Here is a 22,524-nt window from a genome sequence, read left to right as displayed (position 1 = left end):
ACGACGAGGTGCATATCATGACTGTTTCCGACACCCCCGGCCCACTGTTTTCCATGGGCTCCTACGTGCGTCACGGAACAACCGACCACTCCGGACGGCAGCTGTTCCTCCAGGGAGGCCGTGAAGCCGACAGTTTCTACCGCGACCGATGGTCCTTCGACAAAGTCGTCCGATCCACCCACGGAGTCAACTGCACCGGATCGTGTTCCTGGAAAGTCTACGTCAAGGACGGGGTGATCACCTGGGAATCCCAGGCCGTGGACTACCCCACCACCGGCCCCGACATGCCCGAATACGAGCCCCGTGGCTGTCCGCGCGGTGCCTCCTTCTCCTGGTACACGTACTCGCCGACCAGAATCCGCTTCCCCTACGCCCGTGCCGTCCTGGTCGAGATGTACCGGGAGGCCCGTGCACGCCACGACGATCCGGTGCTCGCCTGGCGCGAGATCGTGGAAGACCCGGTGAAGCGCAGGGCCTACGTCAGCCAACGCGGCAAAGGCGGTCTGATCCGGGTACCGTACGAGGAGGCCGTGGAGATCGCCGCTGCCGCACACGTCTACACCATCCGTCGCTACGGTCCCGACCGCATCCACGGGTTCACCGTGATTCCGGCGATGTCCCAGATCTCCTACGGTGCCGGTACCCGGTTCCTGGAACTCATCGGCGGCGTCGCCCTGTCCTTCTACGACTGGTACGCCGATCTGCCGCCCGCCTCCCCCCAGACCTTCGGTGACCAGACCGATGTGCCCGAGTCCGGGGACTGGTACAACTCCAGCTACCTGATGATGTGGGGCTCGAACATCCCGGTGACCCGAACCCCGGACAGTCACTTCATGGTCGAGGCCCGGTACCGTGGAACCAAGGTCGTGGTCGTCTCACCCGACTACGCCGACAACACCAAATTCGCCGACGAGTGGCTCCGTATCTCCCCCGGCACCGACGGCGCACTGGCCTTCGCCATGGGGCACGTGATCCTCAGCGAGTTCCACGTCGGTGAGCGCACCCCGTACTTCCTCGACTACATGCGCAAATACACCGATTCGCCGTTCCTCGTCGAACTCGACGACCACGGGGACGGCACCTGCACACCCGGCAAGTTCCTCACCGCCGCCGACAGCGGTGACGATGCTCTCGCTTCCACGGAGAACGCCACCCACCGCCTGGTGGTGATGCAGCCGGACGGCAGCGTCGTCGACCCCGGCGGCACTGTCGCCGACCGCTACGGTGCCGAAGGCGAGGGACGCTGGAACCTCCGTCTCGACCACGCCGACCCCGTGATGAGCATCGCCGACATCACCGACGGCACCCCGGTGTCCACCGCCGAGGTCCTCTTCCCCCGCTTCGATCTGGACGCGGAGGCTTCCGACGCCACCGGTACGGGGCCGATCGGCGCCGGCATCGTCCACCGCGGCGTGCCTGTCCGCACCGTGAACAGACGCACCGTCACCACCGTCTTCGACCTCATGCTCGCCCACTACGCCGTCCCCCGTCCCGAGCTGGACCTGCCCGGTGACTGGCCGGAGGACTTCCATGACGCCCGCATTGTGGGCACCCCGGCCTGGCAGGAGGAGCTCACCGGGGTTCCTGTCCACGCCGCCGTACGTATCGGCCGTGAGTTCGCGCGCAACGCGGTCGAGTCCGGGGGACGCAGTCAGATCATCATGGGTGCCGGAGTGAACCACTACTTCCACGCCGACTCCATCTACCGCACCTTCCTCGCACTGACATCCATGTGCGGCACCCAGGGCGTCAACGGCGGAGGCTGGGCCCACTACGTGGGTCAGGAGAAACTGCGGCCGATGAACGGCTGGTCCCAGTACGCCTTCGGGCTGGACTGGTCCCGCCCGCCGCGCCAGATGATCTCCACCGGCTTCTACTACCTGGCCACCGACCAGTGGCGCTACGACAACACCCGGGCCTCGCGGCTGGCGTCCCCCCTGGCAAGTCGCGGCACCGTCGGCGACAAGCTGACGTCCGACACACTGGTGGAGTCCATGAAGCGCGGCTGGATGCCCGCCTTCCCCCAGTTCGACCGCAATCCGCTGCTGCTGGCCGACCAGGCCGCGGAGGCTGGCAAGGACCTCAAGGACTACATCACCGGGGAGCTGGAGTCCGGACGCATGCGTTTCGCCGCCGAAGACCCCGACAACCCCGACAACTTCCCCCGGATCCTGCTGAACTGGCGGACGAACCTCATGGGATCCTCGGCGAAGGGCACCGAGTTCTTCCTGCGCCACCTGCTCGGCGTCGACTCCGACGCCAGTGCCGACGAACTCCCCGCCGGACAGCGTCCACAGTCGATCACCTGGCGCGACACGGCACCCGGTACCGGGGAGGGCAAACTCGACCTGATGATGACGGCGGACTTCCGCAACACGTCCACCACCCTGGTCTCCGACCTGGTGTTCCCCGCCGCGACCTGGTACGAGAAGAACGACCTGTCCACGACGGACATGCACCCGTTCATCCACTCCTTCAACGCGGCGATCAATCCGCCGTGGGAGAGCCGTACCGACTTCGAGCTCTTCCGCGATCTGTCGGCGCGGCTGTCGACACTCGCGGAGAAGTGGCTGGGCACGCAGACCGATGTCGTCACCGCACCGCTCGGCCACGATTCACCCGACGAGCTGAGCATGCCCGGTGGCGTGGTGCCGGACCAGGACGCTCCACTGGTGCCCGGCGAGTCCATGGCCAAGCTCATACCGGTGGAACGGGACTACACGAAGATCCACGAGAAGTGGATGCACCTCGGCCCGTTGACCGCCGAACTCGGCACGGGAACCCACGGCACCTCCTACGACGTCAGTACACAGGTGGAGGAGCTCGCTCTGCTCAACGGCACCGGCCACACCTCGGCCGGTGAACGACCTCAGTTGACCACCGCGGTGAAGGCTGCGGAGATGGTCCTCCATCTCTCGGGTGTCTCCAACGGTGCCGTGGCCCTCGAAGGATTCCGCAACCAGGGACGGCGGGTCGGCGTCGACATGACCGACCTGATCAAGGATCACGAGGGCACACGCACCGGCTGGGACGCGGTGAAGGAACGTCCCACCCAGGTGATCACGTCCCCGGAGTGGACCGGCATCACGAAGGACAACCAGCGGTACACCGCGTTCTCCATCAACCTGGCCTACGACAAACCGTGGCACACCCTGTCGGGACGGATGCACTACTACCTGGACCACGACTGGTTCATCGACTACGGGGAGTCCCTGCCGATCTACCGGCCTCCGTTGGACCAGCTCCACCTGCACGGCGAGACCGGCCCCGGCGAAACGGTCACGGGCGCCAACGGTGAAGCTGAGGTGACGGTGCGCTACCTGACCCCGCACAACAAGTGGTCAATCCACTCCCAGTACTACGACAACCTGCACATGCTCTCCATCTCCCGCGGCGGACAGGTCGTCTGGATGTCCGAGGTCGACGCAGAGAAGATCGGCGTGGCCGACAACGACTGGATCGAAGCCCACAACCGCAACGGCATCGTCACCGCCCGGGCGATCGTCTCCCACCGCATCCCCGCCGGCACGGTGATCATGAACCATGCACAGGAGCGCACCGCAGGCACCCCGCTCAATGAGCACACCGGACGTCGTGGCGGCACCCACAACTCCCTCACCCGCATCATGATCAACCCACTGCACGTGGCCGGCGGATACGGCCACCTGACCTACGGCTTCAACTACATCGGGCCGACCGGAAACAACCGCGACGAGGTCACCACGATCCGGCGTCGCTCTCAGGAGGTCGAGTTCTGATGCGTGTCATGGCACAGATCGCGATGGTCATGAACCTGGACAAGTGCATCGGCTGCCACACCTGCTCGGTGACCTGCAAACAGGCGTGGACCAACCGCGAAGGCACCGAGTACATGTGGTTCAACAACGTCGAGACCCGTCCCGGCGTCGGTTTCCCCCGTGGCTGGGAGGACCAGGACACCTGGCAGGGAGGGTGGAAGCTCAACCGTCGCGGCAAGCTGACCCCGCGGGCCGGCGGACGCCTGGCCAAGCTGGCGACGATCTTCCACAACCCACGGATGCCCGGCATCCAGGACTACTACGAACCCTGGTCCTACGGCTACGAGAAACTGCTCTCGACGCCGGCCGACCAGAAGACGCAGCCGACCGCGCACCCTTACTCCCGGCTTGACGGACGGCCCATCGACCGTCCGACATGGTCGTCGAACTGGGACGACAACCTCGGCGGCAGCCCCGCCACCATCGACTCCGACCCGGTCCTGAAAGAGATGGGGCTGAGCGTGCAGCGGGAGATCGAGGACAGTTTCATGTTCCACCTCCCCCGTATCTGCGAGCACTGCCTGAATCCGAGTTGCGTGGCGTCCTGCCCGTCCGGCGCCATGTACAAGCGCACTGAGGACGGCATCGTCCTCGTCGACCAGGACCGCTGCCGCGGCTGGCGGATGTGTGTGTCCGGCTGCCCCTACAAGAAGGTCTATTTCAACCACCGCACCGGCAAAGCCGAGAAGTGCACCCTGTGTTATCCCCGACTGGAAGTCGGACAGCCGACCGTGTGCTCCGAAACCTGCGTGGGACGACTCCGCTACCTCGGCGTGCTGCTGTATGACGCCGACCGGGTGACCGAGGCCGCCTCCACCCCCGACCCGCAGGACCTCTATGAGGCCCAGCGCTCCCTCCTGCTCGACCCGCGCGACCCGCAGGTCGTCGAGGCGGCACGCCAGGAGAACATCCCGGCGTCCTGGATCGACGCGGCACAGCAGTCTCCGATCCACGACCTCATCTTCCGCTACGACCTCGCCCTCCCCCTGCATCCGGAGTACCGGACGCTCCCGTCGGTCTGGTACGTCCCGCCACTGTCCCCGATCGTCGACAAGGTCACCGCCACCGGTAGCGATGCCGAGGACCACCGGGTGCTGCTCACCGCGGTCTCCCGGATGCGTATCCCCCTGGAGTATCTGGCGGGACTGTTCACCGCCGGAGACACCGGACCGGTGGAGAAGTCGCTGCGACGCCTGGCGGCCATGCGCAGTTACATGCGCGACGTCAACCTCGGCAAGGAGACCGACCCCGCCATCCCCGCCGCAGTCGGGATGACCGAAGAGGAGATCGTGGAGATGTACCACCTGCTTGCGATCGCCAAGTACGACGACCGCTACGTGATCCCCACCGCCTCCCCAGAGTCGCCACGCGGCATCTCCGAACTCGACCCCTTCGGCTCCACCGACCCCCGGTCGGTGGCACATGAGTTCGCCGGCGATGTCGGACCCGGACCCGGCGCACCCGATGCCTGCGGCAGTGGGTGCGGGTGCGGCGGAAGCAATGACGGCCCACCCCGGGACAACGGCAAGGTCTCGCTGCTGAGCTGGAGGGGAGAGCGTCCTGACGCGATGTTCCCTGACTCCCACGGCACTGCTCCGGGAGGTGGACGGTGAAGTCCGTGATCCCCCGGCGTCGCAAGACCCGACGCAATTTCCAGGGCACCCTGCCCGAGGAGTTCGCCGCCGGTGTCCCCATGGACGACGCCCAGCGTCGCGTGGTGTTCATGTCCGCTGCGCTGCTCCTGGACTACCCCGATGACCGCATGCCGGATATTCTCGCCGCGGTCGGCGACTCGCTCGGTGATCTTCCGGTGGAGACAGGCGAACGGTTGTCCCGGTTCCTGCAGTACGCCACCGACCGGGCTGTGGACGGCCCGTCGGCCCTCCAGCAGGACTATGTGGCCACCTTCGACCAACGTCGCCGGTGCTCGCTGTCCCTGAGCTACTACGCCGTCGGCGACACCCGCCAACGGGGCGCGGCGATTCTGGCGTTCTCCCGCCAGATCGAGGACCTCGGCTTCACGCTGATCCGGGAGGAGCTGCCGGACCACCTGTGTGTCCTGCTCGAATCTGCGGCGCAGTCCACGGGGGACAGCTGGCACTCGGTGACCGAGATGCTCGCCTCCCATCGGGACGGACTGGAGGTGCTCCGCGCAGCACTGTCCGACCTGGACTCACCGTATGCGGAGCTGGTGACCTGCGTGTGTTCCGCACTGCCGTCTGTGTCCGACGCCACCGCCGAAAACTACCGCCGCCTCGTCCGCAGCGGTCCCCCGTCCGAACTCGTCGGGCTGGGCACCCCGCTGCCTGCTACCGGAATGGAGCATCAGCCGTGAGTCCCTTCGAGACCTTCCTGTGGTCCGGCTTCCCCTGGCTCGCCGCCGCAGCCTTCATCATCGGGGTGGTGTGGCGCTGGCGGACCGACCAGTTCGGCTGGACCAGCCACTCCTCCCAGATCTACGAGTCGCGGATCCTGCGCCTCGCCTCCCCCCTGTTCCACTGGGGGATGATGTTCGTGATCATCGGACACCTGATGGGACTGGCCATCCCGAAATCGTGGACGACCTCGGTGGGTGTCTCCGAGACGGCCTACCACCTGATCGCCACCATTCCGGGCACCATCGCCGGGATCGCAGTGATCGTGGGGCTGGTCGGACTGATATACCGCCGCGTCGTCAACCGCACGGTGTTCCTGGCCACGTCACGCTCCGACAAGGTGATGTACCTTCTGCTCGGCGTGGCGATCCTGTCCGGATTCACCGCCACCGTATCCACCCAGGTGTTCGGCGGCCCGCACGGCTACGACTACCGGGAGACGATCTCGCCGTGGCTCCGTCAGATCATGGTCTTCCAGGCCAACCCCGATCTGATGGCCGATGTCCCGTGGGAGTTCAAGGTCCATGTGGTCTGCGGCTTCTCACTGATCGCGCTGTGGCCGTTCACCCGCCTGGTCCACGCGTTCTCTGCCCCGGTGGGGTATGTCAGTCGGCCGTACATCGTCTACCGGTCCCGCGACGCGCGGACGAAAGCCGCGCCCCGGCGGGAGGTCGCCTGGGAGCAGCTGGAAGTACCCGAGCGCGAACTCGACCGGCGGGTCCAGCGGCGGAGGTGATGGATCAAGGAGTCCGAGACGGCACCACCGGGCCGCTCCCGTTGTCGCTCACGCGGCCCGGGGTTACAGTGGCCTACAGTGAACCGTCCCCGGCCACGGCAGCCGTTTACCCGGTTGACCTGTGGACGGAGACGCCGAAACCGGGTCCGGAGATACCGAATACCGATCCGCGGCACAACCCACGAGAAAGGGGTTGAAAACATGACCACCGTCCTGCCGACCCCTGTGGTGCGCCCCGCGCGCACCTCGTCCGCGTCGGCGATACCCGGGCATCCCTCGTCGGCACCCGGCTCGCCCGCCCCCACCCGCGCACTCGCCGACCGCTGGGGACGCGTCGCCGACGACCTGCGCATCTCACTGATCGACAAGTGCAACCTGCGCTGCACCTACTGCATGCCCGCCGAGGGCATGGCCTGGCTGCAGAAGGACAGGCTCCTCACCGCCGAGGAGGCCGTCCGCATCGCCGACCTGGGGGTACGCATCTTCGGCGTGCGCGATGTGCGCTTCACCGGCGGCGAGCCCCTGGTCCGCCACGACCTGGCGGACATCATCGCCGGCGTCCGGCGCCTCCACCCGGAGATCCCGATCTCCATCACCACCAACGGCATCGGCCTGGACAAGCGCATCGACGACCTGGTGGACGCCGGCCTGACCCGCGTCAATGTCTCCCTGGACACCGTCGACCGCGAGGCGTTCAAGGAGCTCACCCGACGCGACCGCCTCCCCCAGGTCATCAAGGGCCTGGAGGCGGCGAAGGCCGCCGGTCTGGAGCCGGTGAAGGTCAACGCGGTGCTCATGCGCGGTATCAACGACACCGGTGCCGCCGACCTGCTGGAGTGGTGCGTCACCCGCGGCTACCAGCTGCGCTTCATCGAACAGATGCCGCTGGACGCCGACCACACCTGGGCCAAGGAGAACCTGGTCTCCGGCGCGGAGGTCCGTGCCCGGCTCTCCGAACGTTTCGACCTCTCCCCTGACCCGGTACCCCGCGGGTCCGCCCCGGCACAGTTGTGGGAGGTGCGGCCGAAGGGGGCGTCCGCGTCCTCTCCGGCACTCGGCAAGGTCGGGGTGATCGCCTCGGTGACCGAGTCCTTCTGCGCGGCGTGTTCGCGGACCCGCATCACCGCCGACGGCAAGGTGCGCAGCTGCCTGTTCTCCAACGAGGAGACGGACCTGCTCTCGGTGATGCGTTCCGGCGCGTCCGACGAGGAGATCTGCGATGTGTGGGCCGGGGCCATGATGCTCAAGCCGAGGGCCTACGGCTCCGACGAGGTGACGCTCAATGACCCGGAGTACGTGCAGCCCGAGCGCACGATGAGCGCCATCGGGGGTTAGTTTCCGCGGTTCAACTTCCGCCCCGGTAGGCTGTAGCGGTGACTACCCCAGATTTCACCGCCCCGGTCGAACTGCGCAGCGTCGTCAGCTCCGCCGACCGGACGCGTCGCGCCCTCCCGCTCATCATCATCACCTTCGTCGCCGCGTTCGTCGCCACCGCCGTCGTGACGACCTACCTGGTCAACGCACTGTGGTTGGGCTGCATCCTCGGTGCGGTGCTCGGCGTCATCCTGTGCCGCATGTTCTTCGGCAACCTGAAGAACGCCTCGGACCGCGGGAACCAGCGCATGGTCCTCAGCCCGGACGGGATCCGCGCGACCGACGGCACGCTGACCACCCTGATGCGCTGGGGCGATGTGCGCGTCATCACCACCCCGAAGGGTGCGAACCGGGTGGGCATCGTGGGGGACGCCATGCTCACGCTCAACGCGAAGGGTGACCCGAAACTGGTGGAGCGGTACTCCGAGATGACGGAGGCGCCGGAGACGTTCCGGAGCGGCAGGCCGGTGCACGACAAGGACGGCGCCCTGTTCCCTGGTGACTTCGAGAAGTCCTGGCGGCAGGGCGAGATCGGCTCCTGGCTGCGTCATTACCGGCCTGACCTCGACGTCTAGCCCGGTATTGTTTCGGCGGGGTAGTTTCGCGTCCTGCGGTGTATGACGATCTGCGGATGACCTCACAGCCCTGGGGCAGCGCCCCAGTACAACCGGACTTCTCCGGCACGGTGGAACTGCCCTGCATCATCGACGTCGGGGAGACGTTGAAGCGGTTCATCCCCATGTTCATCGTGTCCTTCCTCTTCTTCGGACTGGTCGGGACGTTCGTCGTCGCCATGGCCTTCCACGATCCCGGCCCGGTGGTCAGCTACTCCTGCGGTGTGGTGGTCGGTGCCCTGGTCGTCACCGCGATGTCCTTCTCCATGAAGAAGCGTCTCACCGTCACCTACGGGACGCGGCAGCGGCTGTGGCTCAGTCCGCAGGGACTGCACAGGACCGACGGCACCGTCGCCACCTGGATGCCGTGGTCGGGCGTCCAGGGGTTCGTCACGATGAACTCGGCGATCCAGACCTCGAGAACGACGACCGGTAACGCTGCTGGTCTGGGGACCAATACTGCACTCAATGCCGCCCAGAAAGTCATCGCGGAGGGGATCGTGGGGTCGGCGACGCTCCAGAAACAGCCGACGGCCGTCCGCCACCAGTTGGCGGTCCATGCCCGTCACTCCGGTCCGCACCACTGTGGGCTTCCCCGCGGGGACGCCGTGCCCTCTGACCGGGCGCTCATCTTCCCGGGCGAGTTCGAACAGAACTGGCGGGCCGGGACCGTCGGTGCGTGGATGCGTCACTACCGGCCGGATCTCGGGGTGTGAGAGGTCGGGTATGTGCGTTCCCGGTTGCAGTTCCCATCGGCCGTGGTAACACTGGAACGCATGACATCGTCTTCCATGCCAGCCCCTCTCCCGCCGTCGCTGCGCGGCATCGTGTCGGACTACATCGACGCGACGACGACCGCTGCCGCCACGACGACGGACGCCGCCCTGGTACTCGACGACGACGCGCACCTCATCTCCGCACACCTCTCGGGTGAGTGGGACGACGATGACCGGGCGCACCGCGAGAAGGCGCACCAGACCATCGTCACCCTGCTGGACACCGCCTCCCCCGAGGACCTCTCTGCCGTGAGCACGGAGCTCGCCGGCGCCGCGGAGATCCTCATGACCCGGTAGTTCTGCATTCCTCCCCACTCAGTGTGACTGCAGGAAGGGGCTTCAAGACTGCGGCAGGCACAGATCGCTACTTTTGTGGCAGAGAATCCCGGATTCGTGCCTGACGCAGACATGCTGCACGGCAGGGCGGAGCAGAGGGGACACCCTCACTCACACATTCGCGGCGGCGAAGCGGGTGCCGGGCCGCCGGTACACCGCCCAGGTCACGCCGGCCATCAGCAGATACGCCCCCGCGAAGATCCAGAACGCCGTGTCGAAGGCGCCGGTGGTGTTCTTCGACAGGTTCAGCACCTGCGGAATCGCGAAGCCGCCGAAGCCGCCGACCGCACCGATGTAGCCCAGGGCCGCGGCACTCTTGCGCTCATGTCCCACCGGATCATCGGACGCCACGGACAGCTCGAACACCGTCGGGATCATCCGGTACACAGAGCCGTTCGCCAGCCCGGTCAGGGTGAACAGCAGCAGGAACAGCAGCAGGTAACCGAGGAAGCTGATGCTGTCGAGCAGCACCACGAGTACCCCGGTCACCACGGCCATGCACACGAAGACCGCGATGCTCACCCGCGCTCCTCCGACACGGTCGGCGAGGCGTCCTCCGTAGGGACGCGCCAGCGAACCCACCAGCGGGCCGAGGAAGGCCAGGGTCAGCGTCGCCCCCAGGACAGTGAAGGAGGAGAAGTCGGGGAACTGGGTCTTGATCAGCGTCGGGAACACCGAACCGAAGCCCATGAACGACCCGAAGGCGCCGACATAGAGGAAGGCGATGATCCACAGGTGCTTCTCGCGCAGCGCCGAGAGGGAGCCGCGGATGTCGTTACGCGCCGAGGTGAGGTTGTGCATGTAACGGCGCGCACCCCACGCAGCCAGCAGGATCAACGGGATCCAGATCAGGCCGGCCATCGGCAGCGCCGGGTCGAAGGCACCGAAGGCGAAGACCGAGACAACAACCGGAATGACCAGCTGGGCGACGGCCACACCGAGGTTGCCGCCGGCGGCGTTCACGCCCAACGCAGCCCCCTTCTCGGCCTTCGGGTAGAAGAAGGTGATGTTGGACATGGAGCTGGCGAAGTTGCCGCCGCCGAGTCCGGCCGTCGCCGCGATGACGAACAGTACCCACACCGGCGGGTTGTCGGCGAAGAGTACGAGCGTCGTCGCGACGGTGGGGATGAGCAGCAGCAGCGCCGAAATCACCGTCCAGTTGCGTCCACCGAAGACGGGGACGGTGAAGCTGTAGGGGATGCGCATCGTCGCGCCGACGAGCGGCGGCAGGGAGACCAGCCAGAACTGCTGCGAGCTGGTGATGTCGATGCCGGCCTGCGGCAGCATGATGACGGTCACCGACCACATCTGCCACACCGCGAAGCCGAGGAACTCACAGAAGACGGACCAGATGAGATTCTGTCGGGCGGTCGCACGCCCGGGGCCGTTCCAGAACGCCGGATCCTCGGGGGTCCAGTTGGTGATCCAGCGTCCTTCCTTCATCTCGAGGCGGGGTTCGGGCGGGCTGTGGACGGGGGCGGTGACGGTCACGGAGAGGCTCCTCACGGTCTCGGTCAAGTAGGGACCCGTCCAGATATAGGCAGTCCCGACCACCCGGGGAAACTCTGAAACAGGAACTTCACGCGACCGGCCCCAGGTGTCGGCGGGCACACATCAGCGCAGGTGACGGGGTGTGGCGTCCTCACAAGAACAGGGAGGACGCCGTGAGTTCCTGTTTGCGACCGCGTAACGCGCACCAGACGAACCGGCAATACAGCGGGCTTAGCGTCCCTCACCATGACAACGACTGTGGACACCGTCTGCGGGTACTGCGGCGTCGGCTGCGGGCTCACCCTCACACGTGACGACCGTGGCGTCCTCACCTCGAAAGGCACCGCCGCCCACCCGGCCAACCGTGGCCGCCTGTGCACCAAGGGCACGACGACCGCCGACCTGCTCTCCTCGGGAGGACGCCAGACCGCGGCCCTCGTCGACGGCGAGGAGACCCCGGTGGACGCCGCGGTGGCCGGGGTCGCCGCCCGCTTCACCGCGCTGCGCGAGGAACACGGCGACGACGCCGTGGCACTGTACGTTTCCGGGCAGATGTCGACCGAGGCGCAGTACCTGGCGAACAAGCTGGCCAAGGGTCATTTCCGCACGAACCTCATCGAGTCGAATTCGCGACTGTGCATGGCGTCCGCCGCGACGGGTTACAAGCAGTCGCTCGGTGCGGACGGCCCGCCCGGGTCCTATGACGATCTCGACCACGCCGATGTCTTCCTCGTCGCCGGGGCGAACATGGCCGACTGCCACCCGATCCTCTTCCTCCGGATGATGGACCGGGTGAAGCAGGGGGCGAAGCTCATTGTCGTCGACCCGCGGCGCACGGCGACGGCGAAGAAGGCGGACCTGCATCTGCCGGTGCGGCCGGGCACGGACATGGCGCTGCTCAACGGGCTGCTGCGGCTGATCATCGACAACGGCGACACCGACGGGGACTTCATCACCGAATTCACCGAGGGGTGGGAGGTCATGGCCGACCATCTGGCCGACTACCCGGTCGAGACCGTCGCGGAGATCACCGGGGTGGGCGCGGCGGACCTGCGGACTGCCGCGGAGTGGATCGGTGGGACGCAGAAGTTCGTCAGCCTGTGGACGATGGGGCTGAACCAGTCGGTCCACGGCACCTGGCACACCACCGCACTGTGCAACCTGCACCTGGCGACCGGCGCGATCTGCCGCACCGGTGCGGGGCCGTTCTCGCTCACCGGCCAGCCGAATGCGATGGGTGGACGCGAGATGGGTTACATGGGCCCGGGCCTGCCCGGCCAGCGCACCGTGCTGGACGCCGACCAGCGTGCCGAGGTCGAAGAAATCTGGGACCTGCCCGCCGGGACGTTGCACGAAAGGTGCGGCTCCGGGACCGTGGATCTCTTCCGCGCGCTCAAGGAATCCGAGGTCTCCGGGGTCAGGGCACTGTGGGTGATCTGCTCGAACCCGGCGTCCTCCATGGCGAACGGGACCGCGGTCGCCCAGGCGCTGGACGCCGCGGAGTGCGTCGTCGTGCAGGACGCCTACGCCGGCACCGCCACCGCGGAGCATGCCGACATCGTGCTGCCCGCCGCACTGTGGTCCGAAACAGACGGGGTGATGGTGAACTCCGAGCGCAACCTCACGCTCACCTCTCCCCTGCTGGACTCCCCGGGTGACGCCCTGCCGGACTGGGAACTGATCTGCCGGGTCGCCCGTGCCATGGGCTTCTCCGGGTTCGACTTCGCCACCGCTTCCGAGGTCTTCGACGAGATCCGCCGGTTCCACAATCCGAGGACGGGCTGGGACCTGCGGGGAGTCGACCATGAGCGGCTGCGCCAGGGTCCGGTGCAGTGGCCGGCCGCTCCCGGCGCGGGTGAGCGCAATCCGGTGCGCTACCTCAATGACGGGGTCAGTCAGGACCTGTTCGTCACCGGGTCGGGTGAGGTGCCGCGGCTCGCCTTCCCCACCCCGACCCGGCGCGCGCGGTTCCACGCCCGACCGTGGTTGCCGCCGGCTGAGACGCCGGACGACGAGTTTCCGCTGGTGTTGACCACCGGTCGGCTGCCGCACCAGTGGCACACGATGACGAAGACCGGGCGGGTGAACAAGCTGATGAAGCTGAATCCGTCGAGTTTCGTGCAGATCCATCCGGTGGACGCCGCGGGCCTCGGCGTGGCGGACGGTGATCCGGTCGAGGTTCGGTCGCGGCGTGGTGCCGTGACCGCTCCGGCGCTGGTCAGTGAAGACATCGTGCCCGGCACCTGCTTCATCCCCATGCATTTCGCGGACACCCCGGTCAACGAGGTGACCAGTGACGCCGTGGACCCTGAGTCCCTGCAGCCCGAGTTCAAGGCCTGTGCGGTGGCGCTGACTGCCGTGCCCGTGCCCGCCGCCGTCCCCGAGGAGAATGCTGTGCCCGACCGGCAGGACCTGCCCGACATGCCCGACCTGCCCACCGTTCTCGCCGCCGCCCCGACCGCTGACTGGACGGTGGCCGAACGCGCCTGGCTCGACGGCATGGTCCACGCCCTCACCCTCGCCCCGCCGACGGATGCTGTGCCCACGGTCCCTGCCCATGCGCCGCTGACCGAGCCGCACCGGGCATGGGTCGACGGCGTCTTCTCCGGACTCTTCGCCCGGGTGCCGCTGGCGGTGTCGCCTGCTTCTGCCCCTGAGCAGCACCCCGGCCAATCGCCCGTGACCGTGGTCTGGGCCTCCCAGACCGGCACCGTCGAGGAGTACGTCCCCGACCTGGTGGCCGCGCTCACGGCGTCCGGCATTCCGGCGCAGGAGCGCTGCGCGGACAGCGTCACCCCGGCCGAGCTCACCGGCACGGTGCTCTTCGTCGTGGCGTCCACCGGCGACGGCGAGGCACCGGACAACGCCACTGCCCTGTGGGACTCCCTCTCGCAGCAGTCTGAGCTGGACGATCTGCGCTGCGCGGTGCTCGGTTTCGGCGACTCCTCCTACGCCGACTTCTGCGGCTTTGCCCGGCGACTCGAGGAGCGACTCACCGGCCTCGGTGCACAGCTGCTCGCCCCGCGGGGCTCCTGCGAACCCGATTTCGAAGACGCCGCGTCCGCCTGGCTCGCCGCGGTCGCTGAGGAACTGGCTGACGGGGACGTTGCACCCGCCACCCCGACTCCCGCGTCCCCCACCTGGTCCCGCAAGAACCCGCTGCCCACCCGCCTGCTCGAATCCACCCGTCTGACCAGCGGCGACCCGGTCTCCACCGGCCGGGAGGTCCGCCGCTACGCCTTCGAGCTGCCAGCCGACACCCTCACCTACTCCGCCGGCGATGCCCTGGGCATCTGGCCCCGCAACCGGTCTGCCGTCGTCGAGGAGTTCCTCGCCCGTACCGGCCTCAACTCCTCCGCCACCGACGACCTCATCAACACCCTCACAGGGGAGCTCGACATCACCGCGATCACCCCGGCGGTGCTGCGGCTCATCCATGCCCAGCACCCCGGGTCGGGTCTCGGGTCCCTCACCGACGATCCCGCGGCCCTGCGGGAGTACGCCCACGGCCGGCAGTTGTGCGACGTCCTGGCGTCCTACCCGGTGACGGTGCCGGCCGAGTCATGGTTGGAGGTACTGTCACCGCTGCGTCCGCGGCTGTACTCGATCTCGTCGTCGCCGCTGAGTGATCCGGGGCGGGTGGAGATCACCGTCTCGACCGTCGACTTCACGAGCACCGAAGGCCACCGGCGCCGCGGTGTGAGCTCCGGGTGGCTCGCCGATCTGGCGTCCGGTGACGAGGTGAGGCTGTTCATCTCCCCGAACCGGAGCTTCGGACCGCCCGAGCAGGCCGACGCCCCGATGATCATGATCGGCCCGGGCACCGGCATCGCCCCGTTCCGCGGATTCCTCCAGGACCGACGCCACGCGGGCGCGACCGGCGAGAACTGGCTGTTCTACGGCGAGCGGCACGAGGCCACCGACTTCCTCTACCGCGAGGAACTCAACGGCCTGCGCAACGACGGGACGCTGACCCGCCTATCGACAGCCTTCTCCCGCGACACCTCCGAGCGGGTGTACGTGCAGGACCGGATGCGGCGTCATGCCGGGGAGCTGTGGGAGTGGATCGGGCGCGGCGCACACCTCTACGTCTGCGGGGACGCCGCCCGGATGGCCACCGATGTCGACCGGACGCTGCGGCAGATCGTCGCCGAACAGGGCGCCATGGACGAGACGGCGGCCGGTGAATTCATCGCGCAGCTCTCGGCGGAGAAGCGCTACGTGCGTGACGTGTACTGACGCGTGCTGCTCCGGGTTGCAAGGGCCCACCGCCCTACTGCCGCAGCTACCAGAACCGACGTGGCTTCACTGTCGCTACCAGTACGCAGAGACGGAAATCAGGTACCTGAATTCCGCACCTGCGTACTGGCAGCTTCACGGGCCGCACCTGCGTACTGGCAGCTTCACGCGGGACACAGTGATACCGGATCATTCACCCACCCAGTGGGCTTCATGTCTGCGGCAGGCACAATTCATGACTTTCGTGGCACGGAATCCCGGATTCGTGCCTGACGCAGACATGCTGCACGGGACTGGAGGCCCAGCGAACGACAGAGCAGGGAACGGAGGCCCGGAGACAAGGCCAGAGTGCACCGCAGCACGCCATATTTCCTCCAGGGACGCCGTGTTTCAGCGAGGTGTCCGAGTTCCCCCACCCACGACCCCACCGTGAACCGACCGTAAAACAGTGCGCTCACCAGTGTCGATGTCGCCAAGAGAGACTTAACGTTCATGTCATGACCACAACGACTGCAGCACCCCACACCGTCATCGTCGGCTTCGGCATGGTCGGCCACCGTACCGCCACCGAGCTCCTCGACCGCGACCCGAATGCCCGCATCACCGTGATCTCCGGCGAAAAGTGCCACGCCTACGACCGCGTCGCCCTCTCCAGTTACGTCTCCTCCTGGGACCGTTCCCTGCTCGAGATGTCGGATCTGCCGGAGCACGTTGACATCGTGCACGCACAGGCCACCGGCATCGACCGGGACGCCCGCACCGTCGGATGCGACAACGGTGACATCGTCTCCTACGACCACCTCGTCCTCGCCACCGGCTCCTACGCGTGGGTCCCGCCGATCCCCGGCCACGACCTGCCCGGCTGCACGGTCTACCGCACCCTCGACGACCTCGACGACATCCGACGCATCATCGAGGACGCCCGGTCCACCGGCCGCGAACCTGTCGGTGCCGTCATCGGCGGTGGCCTGCTCGGCCTGGAAGCCGCCAACGCGCTCAAGCTGCTCGGCGCGAAGCCCCACATCATCGAACGTTCCCCTCGTCTGATGCCCATCCAGGTGGACGCTGACGGTGGCGTCCTGCTGGCGGAGAAGATCAACGAACTCGGAGTGGAGATCCACGTCGACACCGGCACCGAGCACATCGCCGAATCAGCGGAGCGGGACAACCTCACGCTCACCCTCTCCTCCCCCGTCCCCGCTCCCGGCCAGCCCGCCCCGACCGACCCGACCATCGCCGAGCTGACCGTCGATGTCGTCGTCTTCGCCACCGGCGTCCGCCCGATCGACGCTCTCGCGGACAACGCCACCCCGGAACCGCTGCCCAAGGCACCACGCGGCGGCATCCTCACCGACCGTCTGTGCCAGACGACAGACCCGCACATCAGCGCCGTCGGCGAGTGCGCCGCGGTCGACGGGGTCTGCTACGGCCTCGTCGCCCCCGGCTACACCACCGCGGAAATCGTCGCCGACCGGATCACGGGGCGCACCGCCACCGCCTTCGAGAACCCGGACATGTCCACGAAGCTCAAGCTGCTCGGAGTCGATGTCGCCAGCTTCGGTGACGCCCACGCCACCACCGAGGGCGCGCGTCCGCTGACCGTCAATGACCCGGTCAACGGCACCTACGGCAAGCTCGTGATGGACCGGACCGGCTCGACACTTCTCGGTGGCGTCCTCGTCGGTGACGCCCAGGCGTACGCGATGCTGCGCCCGATGGTCGGTGAGGAGCTGCCGAACCCGATGTCCTTCCTCACCCCTGCCGGCGGGGACGCCCCGGCAGTCGGCGTCAGTGCCCTGCCGGACGCCGCCCAGATCTGCTCCTGCAACGCCGTGACCAAGGGGGACATCCGCGAGGCGATCACCGACGGCGCGTGCTCGGTCGCCGACCTGAAGACCTGCACCAAGGCGGGCACGAGCTGCGGGTCCTGTGTCGGTCTGCTCGGTCAGTTGCTGGACGCCGAGGGCGTGGAACAGGACAAGTCTCTGTGCGCCCACTTCCGGCAGTCCCGCGAGGAGCTCTTCCAGTGCGCGGCCGCCACCCGGATCCGCGACTTCCCCCGGTTCATCCGCCGCTTCGGCACCGGCCACGGCTGCGAGATCTGCAAGCCGACGATGGCGTCCATCTTCGCCACCCTCGACACCTCCCACCACGTCCTCGACGACGGCCACGCCGCCCTGCAGGACTCGAACGACCGCTTCCTCGCCAATATCCAGCGCAACGGCTCCTACTCGGTCGTCCCGCGGATGCCCGGTGGCCAGGTCACCCCGGAGCAGCTCATCGTCGTCGGTGAGATCGCCCGCGACTTCGACCTCTACGTCAAGGTCACCGGCGCCCAGCGCATCGACATGTTCGGCGCCCGCGTCGACCAGCTCCCGGACATCTGGCGCAGGCTGGTGGACGCCGGCATGGAGTCCGGCCAGGCCTACGGCAAGTCACTGCGCGCGGTGAAGAGCTGCGTGGGTACCGACTGGTGCCGCTACGGCCAGCAGGATTCGGTCCGTCTGGCCGTGGACCTGGAGCTGCGCTACCGCGGCCTGCGCAGTCCGCACAAGCTCAAGATGGGTGTCTCCGGCTGCGCCCGCGAGTGCGCGGAGGCCCGCGGCAAGGACATCGGCGTCATCGCCACGGAACACGGCTGGAACCTCTATGTCGCCGGTAACGGTGGCGCGACGCCGCGTCATGCCGAACTGCTCGCCGCGGACCTCGACGAGGAGACGCTGATCAGCTACATCGACCGCTTCCTCGGCTTCTACGTCCGCACCGCCGACCGCCTGCAGCGCACCGCGGCGTGGGTGGAGGCGACCGAGGGCGGGCTCGACCACATCCGCGAGGTGGTCTGCGAGGATTCCCTCGGCATCGCCGCGGACCTGGAGGAGTTCATGGCCCGCCACGTCGAGGACTACACCGACGAATGGGCCGCCGTCCTCGAGGACCCGGAGAAGCTGCGTCGCTTCGTCTCCTTCGTCAACGCCCCCGATTCCCCCGACCCGACCATCCGGTTCGGGCAGCAGGACGGCCGTAAGGTCCCGCTGCCGCTGCCCGGCATCCGTACCGCATCCCCCACCCCGACCACCGCTGCCTGAGGAGGCACCCCATGACCGTCACCACCGCCACCCGTACCTTCACCGTCTGTCGTGCCGAGGAACTCGAGGAGAACCTCGGCGCCGGCGTCCTGCTGCCCGACGGCACCCAGATCGCCCTGTTCCGCGTCCCCACCGGCGAGCCGGACCGCGCCGGACGCATGCCCGACTCGACCGTCTTCGCGGTCTCCAACATCGACCCGTATTCCGGTGCCGCGGTCATCTCCCGCGGCATCGTCGGCGAGGTCGACGGCGAGCCGACCGTGGCGTCCCCGCTGCTCAAGCAGCGTTTCAGTCTGTCCGACGGGCATTCCCTGGAGGACGCCGACCACCGCCTCGCGGTCTACCCGGTGGAGACGTCCGGGGGCCGGATCCTCGTGCGCTGCTGAATCCCGCAGCCCCTGTTCGAGAATCTCACACGCCCCGCGTTTCGGGTGTGTGGAAAATGACCCCGCGCTGTAGCCGAGGGGACAGTGACCGGAAATCCGGTGTTTCTACCTTCATAGATGACGATCCACCCGATGACCCCGGAGGAACACCATGACTGCTCTGATGACCGGACTCGATGTCCGCGACCGCCTTGTCGTTCTCGTCGGCGGCGGTGATGTCACCGCCCGCCGCGCGGCGAGACTGCGGGACGCCGGCGCGGTACTGCGCATCGTGGCCCCGCGACTCTCGGACACCATGGTCGGACTGCTCGACAGCCTCGCCGAGGAGACCGACAGTTCCGGCCGCGTCCCAGCGGTGACCTGGATCCCGCGTCGCTACCGCGAGTCCGACCTCGACGGTGCCTGGCTGATCCACACCGCCACCGGTGTCGATGTGGTCGACGCCGAGGTCGCCGCCGCGGCTGACCGACTGCGCATCTGGTGTGTGGACGCCGGCCACGCCCCCGACGGTTCCGCCCGGCTGGCCGCCCAGGCCACCGAGGATTCAGTTGACGGGGTCACGCTAGGTGTGGTCTCCACCGGCACCCCGGACCCTCGTCGTGTGGTGAAGGTCCGTGACCGGCTCCAGGAGATGCTGGACACCAGTGCACTGCCGACCGCCCCGGTGCGTCCTCCGGCAGGACGCGTGGTCCTGCTCGGCGGTGGCCCGGGACCCCGTGACCTCATGACGGTGCGTGCCCGGCGCGTCCTGCAGTCTGCTGATGTGATCGTGCACGACCGGCTCGGTCCGACGGGTTTCCCGGGCTGGGTCAGTGACCGGGTTGAGATCATCGATGTCGGCAAGGCGCCGGGGCGTCATCCGGTGCCGCAGGAGGAGATCAACCGGATCCTCGTCGACCGGGCGCAGCGGGGTCTGACGGTCGCCCGTCTCAAGGGCGGTGACTGTTTCGTCTTCGGGCGTGGTGGTGAGGAGGTCCTGGCCTGCCGGGCCGCCGGTGTGCCGGTGGAGGTGGTGCCCGGGGTGTCCTCTGTGATCGCTGCGCCACAATCGGCAGGGGTACCCCTGACACACCGCGGTACAGCGGATACTGTGCATATTGTGAATGGTCACCGACTTCCCGGCCCCGCGACGCTCGAGGCACTCCATGACGACGCCACCACCGTGGTCGTCCTCATGGGCACCTCGATGCTGCCGTCCTTCGCCGCTGCAGCTCTGGACGCCGGGGTCACCCCGGAGCGTCCGGTGGCTGTGGTGGAGCGCGCCCACCGTGCTGACCAGCGCTGTGTCCGCGGAACCCTCGGCACCATCGGTGAGGTCGCCGAGGCTGAGCGGGTACGGAATCCGGCGGTGATCGTCATCGGCGAGAACGCTCGCGAGGGGCTGCTGGATGCCGCACTCGTCGAGCAGTTCGCCACCGTCACCACTGTCGCCACTGTCGAAGAGGTGGCGGTATGACCGGCGCGCGTCAGCTTTCCCACGCCCTCGACGGCTGCAATATCCTGCTCCCGGTGGACCGCCGCTCGGGCGAGTTCTCCACCGCCCTGGAGCGTCACGGCGCGGAGACCACCGTCGCCCCGTCGCTGACCATCACCTCGCATTTCGACGACGCCGAGCTGCTGGACGCCACCCACCGGATCATCGCCGACCCGCCGGACATCGTCATCGTCACCACGGGTGTGGGGTTCCGCGGCTGGATGGACGCCACCGAGCAGGACGGCTCCCAGGAGGAGCTCCTCGCCGCGCTTGAAGCCGCCCAGATCCTGGTGCGTGGCCCGAAGGCCCGCGGCGCGGTCCAGGGTGTCGGCCTGGACATCGACTGGGTCGCGGAGACCGAGACCTCCGCCGAGATCACGGAGTTCCTGCTGGCCGAGGGCGTGCGGGACGCCAAGGTCGTCATCCAGCACCACGGCGAGGGTGATCCGTTGATGGAGCAGATCCTGCAGGACGCCGGTGCCGAGGTCCGTGGCCTGGTGATCTACCGCTGGGGTCCACCGCCGGACCCCGATCTCGTCGCACGAACGACCGGCATGGTCGCCGGTGGCGCAGTGGACGCCGTGCTGTTCACCTCTGCACCGGGGGCCCGCGCCTGGCTGAAGACCGCGGAGCGGATCGGGACGCTGCCGGCGATCCGTCAGCTCGCCGGTGAGCGGACCATGTTCGGCGCGGTGGGTCCGATCGCCGCCGCTCCCCTGCGGACCCGCGGCTTCGACGTGGTTGTCCCGGAGCGCTACCGGCTGGGTGCACTGGTCCGTGAGACGGTGAACCAGCTGGCCGGCCCGGACACGGCGACGGCCACGTCCTTCGGCCCGCTGCACATCCGCACCGGTGGTGCGCTTCTCGACGGCACCTTCCATGCGTTGGGACGCACCGGGTCGGACGTCCTGCGGATCCTGGCCGCCCGGCCGGGACGGGTGCTGTCCCGGTCAGAGATCGCCGAGGAACTGTCCTCTGGTGTGGTCGGTGGCCGGCCGGAGGGTTGGGCCGACGGGCAGACCACGGAACGCGCCGTGGAGGTCGCGGTCGCCCGGGTGCGCAGTGCGCTGGAGACCCCGGACCTGATCCAAACGGTCTACAAGCGTGGCTACCGCCTGGCCCTGGATGACGCCGACCTTGCCGCCCTGCACTCCCGTGGGGCATGAGGGGTACGTCCGGAGTCCAGCGTTCCCCTGAGGTCAGTCAGGTGACTCAGAGGTGGAACTGCTCAAGCGCCACGCCGATGTCGGCGCGGCGTTCGTGGAAGAACGAGGTGTTTCCGCCGGTGTTGTTCACGTAGTCCTGGAACATGGTGGTGGCACCACCGGAGCCTGCGACATCGAAGATGTCGAGCTCGACATTGACGAGGTTCAGCCGGGCCGGGACGACGACATCGATGAAGGCGTTGTACAGCTCGATCATAGTCGGTTCTCCTTTTGTGAGTCAGAATCGTGAATCCGAGGTTAACAGGGCCACGAGGCGTCATCCGGCCTTTCCCGACCATCAGTGGGCGGTGACCCCTCGCGCCTGTCCTGTCCGGTTGCTGCGATTGTCCCTGTTCAGTGGCTCCCGGAGTGATCCGCCCGTCGCTCGACATAAAACAACCCCGGTAGTGCTGGTAACACCACCAGGGTTGCCCGAACACAACTAGTCTGGCCTCTCCGGCTCAGGCTTCTACCTGAACCACCCGGGGATGTCGGTCACGAGCGTTGTGACCCCGCTCGCCACAGCAATCCACTTAAGGACCTGGTCGGCGAGGTTTTGCTTATCGTGACCGGGCTGATCGTCCGGAGTGCCGCCGGATGGCGGGTCCCCCATGACAACCACCCCCTCTCATCTG

Annotated in this window: 15 protein-coding genes; 13 read left to right on the top strand and 2 right to left on the bottom strand. The window is 67.7% G+C overall.

The features are described from left to right. The first annotated feature begins 17 nt into the window (after positions 1 to 17). The 8 genes from CVA01_RS10160 (at position 18) to CVA01_RS10125 (ending at position 9,969) form a co-directional block, all read left to right on the top strand. Positions 18 to 3,758: a nitrate reductase subunit alpha gene (locus CVA01_RS10160; protein WP_141330507.1), complete on the top strand. Its 3,741-nt coding sequence runs from the start codon at positions 18 to 20 to the stop codon at positions 3,756 to 3,758. Further along, positions 3,758 to 5,410: a nitrate reductase subunit beta gene (gene narH, locus CVA01_RS10155; RefSeq protein WP_141330505.1), complete on the top strand. Its 1,653-nt coding sequence runs from the start codon at positions 3,758 to 3,760 to the stop codon at positions 5,408 to 5,410. The genes CVA01_RS10160 and narH overlap by 1 nt, the downstream gene beginning before the upstream one ends. A gap of 80 nt (positions 5,411 to 5,490) precedes the next feature. Then, complete coding sequence (gene narJ, locus CVA01_RS10150) at positions 5,491 to 6,132, top strand: nitrate reductase molybdenum cofactor assembly chaperone (RefSeq protein ID WP_141330600.1); 642 nt, start codon at positions 5,491 to 5,493, stop codon at positions 6,130 to 6,132. Continuing rightward, positions 6,129 to 6,908, top strand: coding sequence for a respiratory nitrate reductase subunit gamma (gene narI, locus CVA01_RS10145; protein ID WP_141330503.1), 780 nt, complete (start codon positions 6,129 to 6,131; stop codon positions 6,906 to 6,908). Before narJ ends, narI begins: the two co-directional genes overlap by 4 nt. Positions 6,909 to 7,109: 201 nt before the next feature. Beyond that, on the top strand, positions 7,110 to 8,243 hold the full coding sequence (moaA, locus tag CVA01_RS10140; RefSeq protein ID WP_141330501.1) for a GTP 3',8-cyclase MoaA: 1,134 nt from the start codon (positions 7,110 to 7,112) through the stop codon (positions 8,241 to 8,243). A gap of 38 nt (positions 8,244 to 8,281) precedes the next feature. Continuing rightward, positions 8,282 to 8,857, top strand: a complete 576-nt coding sequence (locus CVA01_RS10135) for a hypothetical protein (RefSeq protein WP_014010859.1) — start codon at positions 8,282 to 8,284, stop codon at positions 8,855 to 8,857. Between the two features lie 56 nt (positions 8,858 to 8,913). Further along, positions 8,914 to 9,612 (top strand): hypothetical protein, encoded by a 699-nt coding sequence (locus tag CVA01_RS10130; protein WP_141330499.1) that lies wholly within the window; start codon positions 8,914 to 8,916, stop codon positions 9,610 to 9,612. Between the two features lie 75 nt (positions 9,613 to 9,687). Further along, entirely contained in the window at positions 9,688 to 9,969 is a 282-nt protein-coding gene (locus CVA01_RS10125; RefSeq protein WP_041630165.1) for a hypothetical protein, read from the top strand. Positions 9,970 to 10,119: 150 nt separating this feature from the next. On the opposite strand, the gene CVA01_RS10120 is transcribed toward CVA01_RS10125, so the two are convergent. Then, a complete protein-coding gene (locus CVA01_RS10120) occupies positions 10,120 to 11,499 on the bottom strand; it encodes an MFS transporter (protein ID WP_244938251.1) in 1,380 nt (459 codons plus the stop codon). Positions 11,500 to 11,745: 246 nt separating this feature from the next. Between CVA01_RS10120 and CVA01_RS10115 the strand changes: the two genes are divergently transcribed. From CVA01_RS10115 to CVA01_RS10095, 5 genes are all read left to right on the top strand, one after another. Further along, positions 11,746 to 15,738, top strand: a complete 3,993-nt coding sequence (locus CVA01_RS10115; protein WP_141330496.1) for a bifunctional nitrate reductase/sulfite reductase flavoprotein subunit alpha — start codon at positions 11,746 to 11,748, stop codon at positions 15,736 to 15,738. A gap of 497 nt (positions 15,739 to 16,235) precedes the next feature. After that, complete coding sequence (gene nirB, locus CVA01_RS10110) at positions 16,236 to 18,824, top strand: nitrite reductase large subunit NirB (protein WP_141330494.1); 2,589 nt, start codon at positions 16,236 to 16,238, stop codon at positions 18,822 to 18,824. Positions 18,825 to 18,835: 11 nt separating this feature from the next. Further along, positions 18,836 to 19,210 carry a nitrite reductase small subunit NirD gene (gene nirD, locus CVA01_RS10105; protein WP_014010865.1) on the top strand — a complete coding sequence of 125 codons (375 nt, stop codon included), beginning with the start codon at positions 18,836 to 18,838 and terminating at the stop codon, positions 19,208 to 19,210. 151 nt (positions 19,211 to 19,361) lie between these two features. Next, positions 19,362 to 20,666: a uroporphyrinogen-III C-methyltransferase gene (cobA, locus tag CVA01_RS10100; protein WP_141330492.1), complete on the top strand. Its 1,305-nt coding sequence runs from the start codon at positions 19,362 to 19,364 to the stop codon at positions 20,664 to 20,666. Beyond that, positions 20,663 to 21,850 carry a uroporphyrinogen-III synthase gene (locus tag CVA01_RS10095; RefSeq protein ID WP_141330490.1) on the top strand — a complete coding sequence of 396 codons (1,188 nt, stop codon included), beginning with the start codon at positions 20,663 to 20,665 and terminating at the stop codon, positions 21,848 to 21,850. Before cobA ends, CVA01_RS10095 begins: the two co-directional genes overlap by 4 nt. Positions 21,851 to 21,896: 46 nt before the next feature. Here the strand turns inward: CVA01_RS10095 and CVA01_RS10090 are convergent, their stop codons facing one another. Beyond that, the gene (locus CVA01_RS10090; RefSeq protein ID WP_141330488.1) at positions 21,897 to 22,106 is read right to left on the bottom strand and encodes a hypothetical protein; all 210 of its coding nucleotides are present in this window, start codon (positions 22,104 to 22,106) and stop codon (positions 21,897 to 21,899) included. Positions 22,107 to 22,524: the final 418 nt, after the last annotated feature.

Source organism: Corynebacterium variabile (assembly GCF_006539825.1).
Lineage (GTDB): Bacteria > Actinomycetota > Actinomycetes > Mycobacteriales > Mycobacteriaceae > Corynebacterium > Corynebacterium variabile.
This window is presented reverse-complemented; position numbering and strand designations above follow the sequence as displayed.